Source organism: Undibacterium sp. RuTC16W (assembly GCF_049339445.1).
In the GTDB taxonomy this organism is placed as follows: Bacteria; Pseudomonadota; Gammaproteobacteria; order Burkholderiales; family Burkholderiaceae_D; genus Undibacterium.
On the sequence record NZ_JBMPPE010000011.1, the window covers coordinates 91,925 to 106,911 of the forward strand.

14 protein-coding genes are annotated in these 14,987 nt (G+C 47.6%); 5 read left to right on the top strand and 9 right to left on the bottom strand.

Annotated features, from left to right (window positions below; genetic code table 11):
* Positions 1-45 precede the first annotated feature (45 nt).
* Positions 46-984, bottom strand: a complete 939-nt coding sequence (locus tag ACO0K4_RS17885) for a histone deacetylase family protein (protein WP_422958036.1) — start codon at positions 982-984, stop codon at positions 46-48.
* A 271-nt stretch (positions 985-1,255) separates the two neighbouring features.
* On the opposite strand from ACO0K4_RS17885, the gene ACO0K4_RS17890 reads away from it, so the two are divergent.
* The 5 genes from ACO0K4_RS17890 to ACO0K4_RS17910 all read left to right on the top strand — a co-directional run bounded on the left by ACO0K4_RS17890 (position 1,256) and on the right by ACO0K4_RS17910 (position 7,027).
* The gene (locus ACO0K4_RS17890; protein WP_422958037.1) at positions 1,256-2,176 is read left to right on the top strand and encodes an AAA family ATPase; all 921 of its coding nucleotides are present in this window, start codon (positions 1,256-1,258) and stop codon (positions 2,174-2,176) included.
* Positions 2,177-2,226: 50 nt separating this feature from the next.
* Complete coding sequence (locus ACO0K4_RS17895; protein WP_422958038.1) at positions 2,227-3,216, top strand: DUF58 domain-containing protein; 990 nt, start codon at positions 2,227-2,229, stop codon at positions 3,214-3,216.
* Entirely contained in the window at positions 3,213-5,276 is a 2,064-nt protein-coding gene (locus tag ACO0K4_RS17900) for a transglutaminase TgpA family protein (protein WP_422958039.1), read from the top strand. The genes ACO0K4_RS17895 and ACO0K4_RS17900 overlap by 4 nt, the downstream gene beginning before the upstream one ends.
* 13 nt (positions 5,277-5,289) lie before the next feature.
* Positions 5,290-6,426, top strand: a complete 1,137-nt coding sequence (gene mltB / locus ACO0K4_RS17905; RefSeq protein WP_422958040.1) for a lytic murein transglycosylase B — start codon at positions 5,290-5,292, stop codon at positions 6,424-6,426.
* Between the two features lie 292 nt (positions 6,427-6,718).
* A complete protein-coding gene (locus tag ACO0K4_RS17910) occupies positions 6,719-7,027 on the top strand; it encodes a hypothetical protein (RefSeq protein ID WP_262835522.1) in 309 nt (102 codons plus the stop codon).
* Between the two features lie 131 nt (positions 7,028-7,158).
* Here the strand turns inward: ACO0K4_RS17910 and cysM are convergent, their stop codons facing one another.
* The 8 genes from cysM to rpsA all read right to left on the bottom strand — a co-directional run bounded on the left by cysM (position 7,159) and on the right by rpsA (position 14,962).
* Positions 7,159-8,061 (bottom strand): cysteine synthase CysM, encoded by a 903-nt coding sequence (gene cysM, locus ACO0K4_RS17915; RefSeq protein WP_422958041.1) that lies wholly within the window; start codon positions 8,059-8,061, stop codon positions 7,159-7,161.
* Between the two features lie 170 nt (positions 8,062-8,231).
* Positions 8,232-8,672 carry a helix-hairpin-helix domain-containing protein gene (locus ACO0K4_RS17920; protein ID WP_422958042.1) on the bottom strand — a complete coding sequence of 147 codons (441 nt, stop codon included), beginning with the start codon at positions 8,670-8,672 and terminating at the stop codon, positions 8,232-8,234.
* Positions 8,673-8,847: 175 nt separating this feature from the next.
* A complete protein-coding gene (gene rfaE1, locus ACO0K4_RS17925) occupies positions 8,848-9,765 on the bottom strand; it encodes a D-glycero-beta-D-manno-heptose-7-phosphate kinase (protein ID WP_422958043.1) in 918 nt (305 codons plus the stop codon).
* Between the two features lie 5 nt (positions 9,766-9,770).
* On the bottom strand, positions 9,771-11,144 hold the full coding sequence (locus ACO0K4_RS17930) for a UDP-glucose dehydrogenase family protein (RefSeq protein ID WP_422958044.1): 1,374 nt from the start codon (positions 11,142-11,144) through the stop codon (positions 9,771-9,773).
* Between the two features lie 55 nt (positions 11,145-11,199).
* The gene (gene lapB / locus ACO0K4_RS17935; RefSeq protein ID WP_422958045.1) at positions 11,200-12,375 is read right to left on the bottom strand and encodes a lipopolysaccharide assembly protein LapB; all 1,176 of its coding nucleotides are present in this window, start codon (positions 12,373-12,375) and stop codon (positions 11,200-11,202) included.
* Positions 12,376-12,398: 23 nt separating this feature from the next.
* Positions 12,399-12,713, bottom strand: coding sequence for a LapA family protein (locus tag ACO0K4_RS17940; RefSeq protein ID WP_422958046.1), 315 nt, complete (start codon positions 12,711-12,713; stop codon positions 12,399-12,401).
* A 201-nt stretch (positions 12,714-12,914) separates the two neighbouring features.
* Positions 12,915-13,220 carry an integration host factor subunit beta gene (locus ACO0K4_RS17945; protein WP_422958047.1) on the bottom strand — a complete coding sequence of 102 codons (306 nt, stop codon included), beginning with the start codon at positions 13,218-13,220 and terminating at the stop codon, positions 12,915-12,917.
* A 26-nt stretch (positions 13,221-13,246) separates the two neighbouring features.
* Positions 13,247-14,962: a 30S ribosomal protein S1 gene (rpsA, locus tag ACO0K4_RS17950; RefSeq protein ID WP_422958048.1), complete on the bottom strand. Its 1,716-nt coding sequence runs from the start codon at positions 14,960-14,962 to the stop codon at positions 13,247-13,249.
* Positions 14,963-14,987 lie beyond the last annotated feature (25 nt).

Genomic DNA, 14,987 nt, shown 5'->3' on the forward strand with positions numbered 1-14,987 from the left:
AGTCTTTCATCATAAACAATACAAAAATCGCATTTTGACACCATCTCAATCTAATTCCGCTAACACTTTAATATGTGCAACAACGCTGCGGCCGAGTGCAGACAAGTTATAGCCCCCTTCAAGACAGCTCACTATCCTGCCTCTTGAGTACTGTCTTGCAATCGTCATGATCTGACGAGTAATCCAGCTGTAATCCGCTTCGACTAAGCCCATCTGCCCCATATCGTCTTCCTTATGCGCATCAAATCCTGCTGAAATAAAAATCATCTCAGGTTGATGCTGATGTAAAGCCGGAAGCCATTTTTCGGTAATGGCCTGACGCACAACATCACCGTAGCTATGCGCTGGAATCGGTAAATTAATCATGTTGGCAGCAGGACGATCTGTGCCAGTATAGGGATAAAAAGGGTGCTGAAAAAAACTCACCATGAGTACCCTCGGATCATCACGAAAAGCCTCCTCCGTGCCATTACCGTGGTGAACATCAAAATCGACAATGACGACACGCTGAAGCCCATGTACTTCCATCGCATGTTTGGCGGCGACCGCAACATTATTGAACATACAAAAGCCCATGGCTTCACGCGGGGTCGCATGATGTCCGGGTGGCCGGACCGAACAAAATGCATTGTCTAATTCACCGGCGATCACCGCATCTGTGGCCGCGATTGCTGCGCCCGCTGCACGCAGCGCAGCACGCCAGGTGTAAGCGTTGAGCAGGGTGTCCGCATCAAGCGGAAAATGCTGGCATTCAGAATTGATCCCAGGGCAGTTCTCACGGATACGATAAATGGCATCCTGCGTATGCACTCTTGCCAGATCTTTTTCATCAGCGACTGGCGCCTCTCGAAATTCCAGCAAACTGTCGATACGGCTTGCAATCAACTGATCCTCAATCGCTTGCAGGCGTTCGGGTGATTCTGGATGCCATGAACCCATCTCGTGGCGTTTGCAGTCAGCGTGGGTATAAAACGCGGTTGTCATTAGTGTGCTGTCGTAACAGGACTGGCGCCTCTCATCAAACGTCTATTCAGGTGTCTGGCGAATTTGTGCGTGTCCTAGGTAAATTAGTACGTCTCCATGGAGAAGTGTCACCCTATTTAATGTTTTTTGCAAATTACCTCTGGCTTTGACACGGTTTCTGATACTGATATGCGCTTATGTTGGCGTGTCAAAAATACAGAACGCCTTGATTCGGTTTACACTAAGCGGCTTCTCCTTGCATGCTTTCTCCGACTGACCTAACAGGCCCACTATGTTTTCTAAAGTTCACGCTGTCGCAAAACAAGTTAATCAAGTCATTATTGGCAAAGACCAGCAAATACGTCAGGCCTTAGTCTGCCTGCTCGCTGGCGGTCACTTGCTGGTCGAGGATGTACCTGGTGTGGGCAAAACTACGCTGGCACATGCTTTAGCGATTTCTCTGGGTTTGCAGTTTAATCGCTTGCAATTTACCAGTGATCTTTTGCCAGCAGACGTAGTGGGCATTTCGATTTTTGACAGAGAAAAAAGTCAGTTTATTTTTCATCCTGGTCCGGTATTCACCCAGGTATTGCTCGCTGATGAAATCAATCGTGCCACACCAAAAACTCAATCGGCATTATTAGAGGCAATGGAGGAGCGCCAGGTCAGTGTAGAAGGTAAAACGCGCCCACTCCCCTCCCCCTTCTTTGTGATCGCCACACAAAATCCTACGCACCAAGTCGGCACATTTGCTTTACCAGAATCGCAGCTCGATCGCTTTTTGATGTGCCTGTCACTCGGCTACCCAGACGCTGCGGCAGAGCGTGCGTTGCTGATGGGCGAAGATCGCCGGACCCTGTTGCAAAACCTGCCGGCAGTGATGCGAGCAGAGGAATTAGTCGAAGCGCAAAAGTTATTGCGTCATATTCACACCTCACCATCGCTGATTGACTATGTGCAGTCTCTGGCGCATGCAACTCGCCAGGGCGATACGTTTGCCGACGGGATGAGCCCGCGTGCTGCAATTGCACTATTACAAGCTGCCCGTGCCTGGGCGGCCCTGGAGGGACGTGATCATGTAATTCCTGAGGATGTTCAGGCAGTACTGATACCAGTAATTGCCCATCGCTTGCGGCCACTCAAATCTGTGAGCGGCAAAACCAATGCGAGCAGCGAATTGCTCCAGCAACTGATGTTGCGTATCGCAGTGTAACGATAGCCCAATAACAGCCAACGGACGACCATCGTCATTATTGCCCATCTATGCTGACCTCTATACGCGCACGCTTTCGTCGACTGGTTTTTCTTGAACACAAACCAGAGAGCGGTGAGGTACTGCTCAAGCAACGACGTGTGTTTACGCTGCCTAGCAAAGCTGGATGGATGTTTTGCTTACTCATGATTGTTTTATTCATTGCCTCCACCAACTACAATCTTAGCCTGGGTTTTGCACTGACTTTTGTGCTGGTTGCGTGTGGCATGATCAATGCATATTTTGCTTTTTTAAACCTCGCCTACCTGCACTTGCTTGCTGGCAGTGCACAGCCCGTATTTGCAGGTGAGGATGCGCAATTCATCCTGTACATCATCAACCGGCGCAAACGTCAGCGTTATGCGATCTGGATAGGTTTTTCTCAAAAAGGGGCGACAGATCATGCAATCGACGTCGCACAGGAGAGCCGCACGAGTGTCACACTGAGTTACCCGACAGCGGAGCGCGGTTACATGTCTATCCCCAGAGTACGTTTGCAAACCTGGTTTCCATTAGGTTTATTGAGAGCCTGGAGCACGTGGTTACCTGATGCGCAGGTATTAGTCTATCCTCGACCGGAACAAAATGCGCCACCCTTGCCACAACAAGGTAACGAAAAAAATGACGGTCAAGGCCATGCCGGAGATGAGGATTTTTCGGGTGTGCGCGCCTACCAGACCGGTGACCCCATGAAACATCTAGCATGGAAACAAATAGCCAAACTTGATCTGGAGTCGGGCGGTCAACTCGTGACAAAGCAATTTTCGGGCGGCTCCGCCAGCGATATCATTCTCGATTTTGCCAGCTTACCAAGATCAATGGACTTAGAATTAAAGCTCGCCAGAATGACGAGCTGGGTACTTGAGGCAGATGCAACGGCGTTGCCATATGGATTTCGGCTTGGAAATATAGATTATCCCGTCACGACCGGTCAGGCACATCGCCAGGATTGTCTGCGTGCCCTTGCCTTGCACGAACTCACCGATACGCGTCACTCATGAACCAATCAACCCCGAACATGCAAAGTGAAAATGGGATCGCCTCCATGCATACCAGTTGGCGCAAGCTGCCACTGGCGCGTGATAAGGCCGATACCTTGCTACTGATGTTCGCCTGTTTACTGGTGCTGCTGCCACATACTTTACACGCAGCATGGTGGGTATCGGCGAGTTGTCTGGGGCTGTTTGCATGGCGAGTCTGGGTGACGCTGACCGGACGCCGCCTGCCACCATCATGGGTGCTGGTACCGATTGCCAGCATGATGATGTGCGCGGTGTTCTGGCAATTCCGCACGTTCTTCGGTAAAGAAGTCGGCGTAACCATGTTGATGATGCTGCTAGTCTGTAAACTATTAGAAATGCATGCCAAGCGGGATTTATTTGTCGTCATCTATTTGGGTTATTTTTTGCTATTGACGCATTTTTTTGACGCCCAAACGATCGGCACCGCCGCGATGTCATTGTGTGCCTTAGCCGCTTTACTCACGGCGCAATTGTCCTTTCACTATACGGGCGTAGTACCGTCGTTGTGGCAAAGATTAAAATTAGGCTTGTCGATTCTAGGTCTCGCGATTCCGTTGACTGTTGTCGCGTTCTATCTGGTGCCCAGGATTCAAGGGCCTTTGTGGAAATTACCCGGTGATGCACAAAGTGGACATACCGGATTATCAGACTCGATGGCGCCGGGAAATATCAGCAAACTTGCTCTTTCGGAAGACATTGCGTTCAGAGTCAAATTTCCAGATTTTTCGCCATTCAAAGCACCACCTAAAAATCTGCTGTACTGGCGCGGCATCGTGCTCACTCACTTTGACGGGAGGAACTGGACGCATAGCGATATACCGCTAAGTAATAATGCCTCCACCTCTAAAAACGTCATCGCATTTTCTGACAAGCCGATACACCAAGAAATCATCATGGAGCCAAACAACCAGCGCTGGCTTATGGCGCTGGACATGCCTGCCGAACCCGCAAGCCTGACAGACCTTGGTAGCAATCTCAATCAGCTCAAAGAAATGACGGCATCCCAAGCAATCCATAGTCGGCTGCGCTATGAGGTGAGATCCTATCCTGCCTATCAATGGCAAGCGGAATCTGAACTGGCAGATCTGATTCCTGAAGTCGAACTACCAGCGGGATTCAATCCGCGAACACTAGCATTTGCAGCGGATCTCAGACAAAAATTTCAAGATGACGAAAGCGTCATCAAGGCTGTGCTTAACTATTTTCGCGATGAGAATTTTGTTTATACATTAGAGCCTACGTTATTAGGTGCGAATAGCATTGATGATTTTTTGTTTAAATCACGCGAAGGATTTTGTGAACATTATGCAAGCGCATTTGTCGTTCTAATGCGTGCCATCGATATTCCGGCGCGAGTCGTGACCGGGTATCAGGGCGGCGATATGAATATTGTTGACGGTTATATGGAGGTCAGGCAATCAGATGCTCACGCCTGGGCCGAAGTCTGGCTAAAAGGTAAAGGCTGGATAAGAGTAGACCCGACTGCTGCCGTAGCACCAAATCGGGTTATGTTAAGTTTAAATGATGCTATCCCTCGCAACGGCATCACAGGTGCTATCAGTAACGCTCTTAGTAACAACTCCCTGTTGACCGGATTACGCATGCAATGGGATGCCGTTAATAACTCCTGGAATCAATGGGTTCTGAATTACAACCAGGCGAAGCAACTCGACTTCATGCGCTCTCTTGGCTTGGGAGATTTAGATTGGCCGAAAATGACAATGTTATTTTTCGCCATTAGTGCTCTGTTGATGGCGCTGTATGCGTTACCGTTAATGCGCTACCGTACGCAACTATCACCGCTGGACAGCGTTTATCTTGCGTTATGTAAAAAACTGGAGTTCAAGGGATGGCATAAAGCGCCTCATGAAGGACCTCAGGCATATTTGCTGCGGCTAAAAACGATCATGCCAAAGAATAATTACGGTACGGTAGAAGCTTTTCTGAATCTATATACAGCAGCAAAATATGGCAAAGCCGAGTTACCATCTGCTATCCTCGTTTCTCGTTTAAAAACTTTACTTAAGCAATATCGCTGACCTATTGATTTCCATGCTCAAACTATCTGCACAAACTCATTCTCTGACCAACTATATCGGCCTCATTGCATTACTCATCATCGCCTTAACAAGCGCGCCCTATGCGACAGCAGCGGTGAAAAAAACGAGTTCTGCGACAACAACAAAAATGCCTTCCAAACAGGAAGAGAGTGCAGAATTCGCACACTTTGCGCAGTGGAAAGAAGTTGCAGAATTTATTGATCAGATGGTAGCAAAACATGGCTTTGATAAAGCCGAACTGACTGCGACATTTGATCAGATCCGGTACGTAGAATCAGCAATTCAGCTCATGAAACCTGCGCCTGCTGGCAAACCCAAAAACTGGAAAGCCTATCGCGCCCGCTTTGTCGACGCATATCGTATCAATGCCGGTATCGCATTTTGGGATAAATACGCAGACGCACTGAACCGTGCAGAAAACCAATACGGCGTTCCTGCGGAAATCATTGTCGGCCTGATCGGTGTAGAAACGGTATTTGGTAAAAATACCGGCAATTTCCGTGTGATGGATGCACTCACAACGTTGGCGTTTGCTTATCCTGATACGCCAACACGCGTAACTCGTATGGAATTTTTCCGCGGGGAATTAGAGAACATGCTGTTGATGGCGAGAGAATCGCGTCTCGACCCGTTCCAGTTCAAAGGGTCTTATGCGGGCGCAATAGGCTGGTCGCAATTCATGCCTAGCAGCATCAGAAAATTTGCTGTCGATTTTGATGGCGATGGGCAAATTGATTTACTGGCATCGCCAACCGATGCCATTGGCAGTGTGGCGCACTATTTGTCCATGCATGGCTGGAAGAAAAATTTACCGACGGCATTTCCGGCTACCCTGATGATTAATCCGGACAATGAACAAGATGCAAACAAACTCAGTTCGATATTAGGTCAGGGATTACGGGCGAACTATAAGCTTGACGAGTTACGCCCGGTGGCGACAACCGCCAGCCACGATGCAGCAGACAACTTGCTCTATGGTTTGATCGATTTGCAAAACGGAAATGAACCAACAGAATACTGGCTTGCTACTGAGAATTTTTTTACCATTACTCAGTATAACCGTAGCTATTTTTATGCCATGTCGGTGATTGATTTGGGTAAAGTCATTGCCGCTGCGCGTACAAAATAAGGCGAATTACGACAAAAATCACCGGAATTAGCTAAAAGTTGCCATGCAGAATTTTCCACGCCTGAATGATATTTTCACCGATTAATATTGCTAAATAGTATGACTTAAACTACATTAATATTATCTAATGATACATTTACGTTATCAGAAAGCAATGTGTCAAGAGATTTAACAATGTTTTGCTATTCTTCTGGCAAGAAAAATCTATTTTAAAGATACAATATTACCGTTTGATTAATCTTTTATTGAAGCAATGTTTTTTTGAATCAATAAGCTAAATAGCGAGGTAATTATGGCAAATCTGACACAGCTTGAATCCGATGAAATCGACTACGATCCAAATAATTTGTTGGACACATTGATTAAACAATTGCATTTAAAAAATGATGCCGCTTTGTCCAGGGCCTTGGAAGTAGCTCCGCCAGTAATCAGTAAAATCCGTCACCGCCGTCTGCCAGTTGGCGCATCCCTGTTGATTCGCATGCACGAAATCAGCGATGTCAGCATTAAAGATTTGCGTGAATTGATGGGTGACCGTCGTGCGAAATTCCGTATCAGCGACAAACAATTCAAACCAAAAGAAGCTGCGGCGAATAGCTAAAAAATTTCGACAAAAATTTTGTCGTCAGACACTAAATTAATTGAGAATGCCGTAAATGTATCTGAGTACATTTACGGCATTTTTGTACCTAAAACGTATTGTGAGGTGCCATTTCAATCCGCAATACTATTTCAGGCAGGAAATACACCTGTAGACAAATAACGATCGCCACGATCGCAAACAATAAATACGATCGTTGCGTTTTCTACTGTATGCGCAATACGTAATGCCACTTCACAGGCACCTGCTGCAGAGATACCGCAAAAAATACCCTCCTCCGCAGCCATACGACGTGCCATGTGTTCAGCATCTGACTGACTGACTGACTCTTCCTGATCGACTCTTGCCTTATCATAGATTTTTGGCAAATACGCTTCTGGCCATTTTCGGATACCGGGAATCTGTGAACCTTCTTCCGGTTGCGCACCGACAATACGAATTTCAGGATTTTGCTCTTTCAAATAAGCGGATACTCCCATGATCGTTCCTGTAGTTCCCATCGCACTTACAAAATGCGTGATGCGACCTTCTGTATCACGCCAGATTTCAGGGCCAGTGGTTTCATAATGCGCCAACGGATTATCTGGATTCGCGAACTGATCAAGGATCACTCCCTTGCCTTCCTTTTGCATTTGCTCTGCCAGATCACGGGCATACTCCATACCACCCGTTTTAGGAGTCAATACAATCTGCGCTCCATAAGCGGCCATACTTTGACGGCGCTCTATACTTAAATTTTCAGGCATCAACAACACCATCTTATAACCACGCATAGCCGCCGCCATGGCCAACGCAATTCCGGTATTGCCGCTAGTTGCCTCAATCAGAGTATCACCGGGCTTGATACGGCCACGCAATTCGGCGTGCTTGATCATGGACAATGCAGGCCTGTCTTTCACCGACCCAGCAGGATTATTGCCCTCTAATTTGCCTAAGATAATATTGTTGCGACGCTTAATTTCCTCGCTGGGAATTCTTTGCAGCATCACAAGCGGAGTATTTCCTATCGTATCTTCTATGGTCAAATAAGGCATGGTGATCGTTGGTGTGAAATTTAAAACATCATTTTAAACGCTGTAGCGCCTTACTGCTTGGTTCCCAATCAAGGTGCGATCAATTTACGTGTAAATAAAAAACCCCTGAGTATTTCCATACCCAAGGGTTGTTTGATTCTGACTTTTCAGCAGATACAGCCGGATACTTCTTACTTAGATGCGGATGCTTTGGCAGACGCTTTGGCGGTGGAAGCGGTAGCTGACGCAGCGGCAGGCGTTGATGCAGCTGCGGATGCACTAGCAGCTTTCTCAGCTTTCTCAGCTTTATCAGCCTTAGCTGGTTTTGCCGGTTTTTCTGCTGGCTTTGCCTCTGCGCCTGCTTTAGGCTGGCCATTGACCGTCAAACCTGCAGCGGACAACTTGACTGCGCTCTTTTCACCGATACCCTTAACACGCTTTTCAAAATCAGCCCAATCTTTGAAATTTCCGCCTTTGGTACGTTCTTCGATAATTGCTTTAGATTTTGCTGGCCCGATACCTTTAATGCCATCCAATGCGGCCTGATCACCTTTATTCACATCGACGTCCGCAAAAGCGAAACCCATCGTGACAATCATTGCGGCGATAGCCAAAAGAAATTTCTTGAACATATAAGCACTCCCAATTAAGTTGAATTGAACTGCGTTCATTATTGACGCTGTCGAATTGATTTATAAGATCAGACCGAAATACCACCTCGTTCTGTTTCAATTAACGACCTGAGGATGCACAGGTTGACAGCGACAACAATATTAACAGTAAATTAACTTTGATTAACAAAGTGAGTTATGTTGTGGCAAATAATTCTTCCTTGGATACGGTGGCAGTACCGAGCTTACCAACGACGATACCGCCCGCACGATTTGCTAACATCACCGCATCTTTCATGCTCATGCCGGAAGCCAGGCTTGCTGCCATCGTCGCAATGACGGTGTCTCCCGCACCCGAGACATCATAGACTTCTCTCGCCATCGCTGGCACGTGAGTGACATCATGTTCTGTGTAGAGGCTCATCCCCTCTTCTGAGCGAGTCAGCAATAAAGCATCTAAAGATAATTGGTGACGGAGGGCTTGCGCTTTTTCTGTCAACTCACCCTCACTAGTCCAGTCGCCAATAACCTGACGCAATTCTGACTTATTTGGCGTCAGCATGGTTGCTCCTGCGTAACGCGCAAAATCACTTCCCTTCGGATCCACCAGCACAGGTTTGCCCACTGCATTAGCCGCTGCAATCATCGCCACAACATTCACCAAACTGCCTTTTGCATAATCGGATAAGACGATTAAATCATACTCAGAAATGAGTGCATTGAAACGCGACAGTTTGTCTTGTAAAACGTGCTCGGTCGGTTTTTCTTCAAAATCAATGCGTAACAATTGCTGCTGCCGTCCAATGACGCGCAGCTTGATGATGGTAGAGATCGCCTTATCACGGCTTAAATAACTATCAATGCCCGATTGCCCCAGCAATTGCTCGACGCTATTACCCGCCTCATCATCACCGATCACACCCAGCAAGCCAGCGTGCAAACCCAATGCGGCGGCATTGCGTGCGACGTTAGCAGCACCGCCGAGACGTTCTTCACGCTTTTCTATCCGAACGATCGGTACCGGCGCTTCCGGAGAAATGCGATTGACCTCACCGAACCAATAGCGGTCCAGCATGACATCGCCAGCGACCAGAATACGTTTTGATTCAAGCATACGGATCATGTGCGTGTCAGGACAGAGCGGCCGATGCCATGGTATTCAATACCGATTTCGGTCATGACCGCTGGCTCGAATAAGTTACGTCCATCAAAAATCACCGGATGATTCAACAAGGATTTCACTTTATCAAAATCGGGGCTGCGGAATGCCTTCCACTCAGTGACGATGGCCAAAGCATCCGCCTGGTTCAGGGCATCCATAGGGTTGCTGGCGAAACGGATTTTTTCCAGTAATGCCGGACTATCTGCGAAGTCCAGTGCAAATACACGCTTTGCCTCCGGCATAGAGACTGGATCGTACACTGCAACGCTGGCGCCTTTACGCAATAGTTCGCCAAGCAGAACACGTGACGATGCAGCGCGCATATCATCCGTATTCGGTTTAAACGCCAGACCCCAGATCGCAAAATGCTTACCGCGCAAATCATCGCCGAAGCGCTTCACAATTTTTTTACCAAGCACCAGTTTTTGCTGTTCATTGACAGCCTCAACTGCCTGCAAGACTAATAAGTCCAGACCATAATCCTGTGCAGTACGCTCTAAAGCCTGTACGTCTTTGGGAAAACAAGAACCTCCATAACCACAACCGGCATATAAAAAACTATGTCCGATACGTGGATCCGAACCAATACCATGCCTTACTGCCTCAATATCAGCACCGACATGATCTGCCAGATTCGCTAACTCATTCATGAACGAAATCCGCGTTGCCAGCATTGCGTTCGCGGCATATTTGGTGAACTCCGCAGAGCGCACGTCCATCCAGAAAGTACGTTCGTGATTACGATTGAAAGGCGCATACAGTTTCTTCATTTGCGAATGCGCGATACTGCCTTGCGGTGTATCGTCACAGCCAATCACAATCCGGTCAGGACGCATGAAATCTTCTACCGCAGCGCCCTCTTTCAAAAATTCCGGATTAGAAACAACCGAAAATTGTCCCTCTGAATTACGCGCAGACAATTCTGCTTTGACCGCAGCAGACACTTTATCCGCGGTACCGACCGGCACCGTTGATTTATCGACGATGACTTTAAAACCCGTCATGTATTTGCCAATATTACGTGCCGCGGCCAATACATATTGCAAGTCAGCGGATCCGTCTTCATCCGGCGGAGTACCCACCGCGATGAACTGGACATCGCCATGGGCGACACTAGCGGCAACATCGGTTGAAAACTGGATGCGTCCGGCAGCACGGTTACGTGCGACAAGTTCTTCCAGACCCGGCTCATGAATAGGAATACCACCGTTATTCAAGATGTCGATTTTGCGTTGATCGACGTCAAGGCAAAATACGTCATTACCCAATTCAGCCAGACAAGCACCGGTGACCAGCCCTACATAACCCGTACCAATAATTGTAATTTTCATGTTGTGATCACAATCCCTAGATAATTTTTACGTTATTCTTTATGAGTACAAAAACTCAATTCATTACATTTAATTCTTCGGTACGGCGCGGTGGATACGTTTCCCAACGACTGCACCCTGGACATTGCCAATAAAATTGGCGTGCTTTAAAACCGCAATGAGAACACTGATAACGTGCAAGTTTTTGTGCATAGCCATGCACCAGATTTTTGACTAAAGACAGTTCAGGCCTGACTTCCGGCGGCGCTACCATCAGACGCGCATCGAGCAACTTATCCAGACCTAATAAGGTTGGCGTGCGGCGTAATTCGTCACTAACTAATTGGTTCGCTGCATCAACCGTATCCAGCTCCAAAGTCGCTTTAAAGACGACCTCCAATAAATCAATAGAGGACGCTTCTGCCAGATAGCCTTTAAGTAAATTCAAACCTTCTTGCGGCCGGTCCAACTTACGATAACCATCCATCAACCGTTGTGCGACAAGTGCAACATGAGGAACACTTTGCTGCTCGACACGACGCCAAGCAAGCAAGGCTTTTTCGACTTCGCCGTTTGCCAGATGGACATCACCCATCAGGATCGCTGCACGTACATTATGGCGATCAGCGGCCAACGCTTTTTCTAGCATCGCCAATGCGGCATCTGGATGTGTATGTACCAATTCATCCTGTGCCATTTCGCAGTAAAACTGTGCGATTTCTTTTTGCCGCCCGCCGGCACCAGATTCTTGCAAGGCATACGCCGCCTCGATCGCCCTCGCCCATTCTTTTTCACGCTGATAAATTTCTAGTAGCGCGCGCCTCGCCTGAATGGCGTATTGTCCGGCAACCAGCTGATTAAACGTTTCTTCGGCACGGTCTAACAGGCCTGCTTTCAGATAATCCTGACCAAGTTCAAACATCGCCTGGGTCTGTTGATCTAGCGGCAAATCGGGGCGAGATAAGAGATTTTGATGTACGCGAATTGCACGTTCAGTTTCACCGCGACGGCGAAACAAATTACCGAGCGCGAAATGTAATTCCACTGTCTCAGGGTCCAGTTTAACGATTTCGATGAAGGCATCGATCGCTTTGTCATGCTGATCATTAAGGAGAAAATTCAATCCTTTGAAATAGCCACGCGGCAGGCTGCGCGATTCGGAAATCAGTTGACGAATATCGACGCGTGCAGCAATCCAGCCCAGGGAAAAAAACAGAGGGATGCCCAGCAACCACCAAATATCAAATTCCATTTTTATTTTCGCTTATATGGTGATCAGATATTTCGAATGCCATCAGGCTGGGGCGCTTCGGTGCTTGCACGTTGTGCTGCAAGTCTTTCTTTTTCAATTTCTGCGATAGTTTTTTTATGCTTAGAAATATCACGTTTGTGACGAAAAACCATAGGAACCATCGCCAATGCACCAAGAATACCGCCGCACAAAAAAAAGGCGAGTAACAGTATAACCAGAGGTGCGGATTGCTGATATCCCAAAAAATATTGCAAGGTAACAATTTGATCGTTCTTCATCGCGAAACCAAAAAAGATGATGAATAAGATCAAAGTAATGATGCGAGAAATGATTTTCATAACAGTATCCTAAGTAGCTCTTATGGAGTTATTGACACCGTAACACAGAGTAGAGCGACAAGCTCTGAAGCATGCATGGTGGCATCTATAAACTCATACGGAATTGTACGTGAAAAAAAACGGTATATCGGTCAAGCCGATATACCGTTTTCACTTTTTTGCATACTTTTTAAGTGTCAGGCCGCCGAACTGACGACTAAACTAATCGTCTTGTATCGGTTGCCCTACCATTGCATCCACACGTTCACGCAATTCCTTACCTGGTTTGAAATGCGGCACCCGTTTTTCAGGCACCATCACTTTGTCACCAGACTTGGGATTACGTCCAATGCGTGGAGGCCGACTATTCAAGGCAAAGCTGCCAAAACCACGGATCTCAATGCGATGCCCTGTTGCCAGCGCATCTGACATTGCATCCAATATGGTCTTGACTGCGACATCCACATCCTTTGCTACCAGTTGTGGATATCGCTCAGCCAGGCGACCAATCAACTCAGACTTTGTCATCTAAAACTCAGCGTCTTAATTGATGCTTAGTTTTTGTTGTCGAGCTTAGCTTTCAACAATGCGCCCAGGCTTGTAGTGCCGGAAGCTGCATTGGAGTCAGTTGTCATTTTTTGCATTGCTTCTTGTGTTTCAGCGCTATCTTTTGCTTTGATAGACAACTGGATACCACGAGCTTTGCGGTCGATGTTCAACACCAATGCTTCAACGCTGTCGCCAACTTTCAGGTGTGTACCGGCATCTTCCACGCGATCGCGGGAGATTTCGGAAGCACGCAAGTAGCCTTCAACATCATCAGCCAACTGGATGACTGCGCCTTTAGCTTCAACAGATTTCACTGTACCAGTCACGATTGCGCCTTTGTCGTTCATTGCGCAGTAGTTGTTGAATGGGTCGCCTTCCAATTGCTTAACGCCCAGAGAAACGCGTTCACGTTCAACATCAATTGCCAACACGATGGCTTCCAGTTCATCACCTTTCTTGAAGCGACGAACTGCTTCCTCGCCTGTTTCGTTCCAGGACAGATCGGACAAATGCACCAGACCGTCGATGTTACCGGACAAGCCGATAAATACGCCGAAGTCAGTGATGGACTTGATCGCGCCGCGAACTTTGTCACCTTTCTTGTGGTTGATCGCGAAATCATCCCAAGGATTGGCTTTGCACTGTTTCATGCCCAGGCTGATACGACGACGTTCTTCGTCGATTTCCAGAACCATGACTTCAACTTCGTCGCCCAACTGAACAACTTTGTTTGGTGCAACGTTTTTGTTCGTCCAGTCCATTTCGGAAACGTGAACCAGACCTTCAATACCTTGTTCGACTTCAACGAACGCGCCGTAGTCGGTCAGGTTTGTTACTTTACCGAACAGACGTGTGTTCGCTGGGTAACGACGGGACAAACCTGTCCATGGGTCGTCGCCCAGTTGTTTTACGCCCAGGGAAACACGGTTTTTCTCTTGGTCGAATTTCAATACTTTTGCAGTGATTTCCTGACCAACTGTCAACACCTCGGAAGGGTGACGTACACGACGCCATGCCAGATCAGTGATATGTAACAGACCGTCGATACCGCCCAGATCCACGAACGCGCCGTAGTCAGTGATATTTTTGACAATACCGGTAACCACTGTGCCTTCTTTCAGGGTTTCCATCAGTTTTTGACGCTCTTCGCCCATGGACGCTTCAACAACAGCGCGGCGGGACAGCACAACGTTATTACGCTTACGGTCGAGCTTGATAACTTTGAATTCCATGGTTTTGCCTTCGTAAGGAGTTGTATCCTTAACTGGGCGTGTATCAACCAAAGAACCTGGCAAGAAAGCGCGGATGCCGTTCGTCAGAACAGTCAAGCCACCTTTGACTTTGCCATTGACAGTACCGATAACCATCTCGCCAGACTCCAGCGCTTTTTCGAGCGCGAGCCATGAGGCCAGACGTTTAGCTTTGTCACGGGACAAAATTGTATCGCCGAAACCGTTTTCCAGCGAATCAATCGCTACGGAAACGAAATCGCCGATGTTAACTTCCAGTTCGCCCTGGTCGTTTTTGAATTCTTCAACAGGAATAAAGGCTTCAGATTTGAGGCCAGCGTTCACGATCACGAAGTTGTGGTCGATACGAACGACTTCAGCAGAGATTACTTCACCGGAACGCATATCCTGGCGTGACAGGGATTCTTCGAATAAAGCTGCGAAGCTATCTGCACCGGTAGCAAAATCTTGGGACATAAAAACAGTAGACATAAGGTACTCGAGTTATCCAGAACAC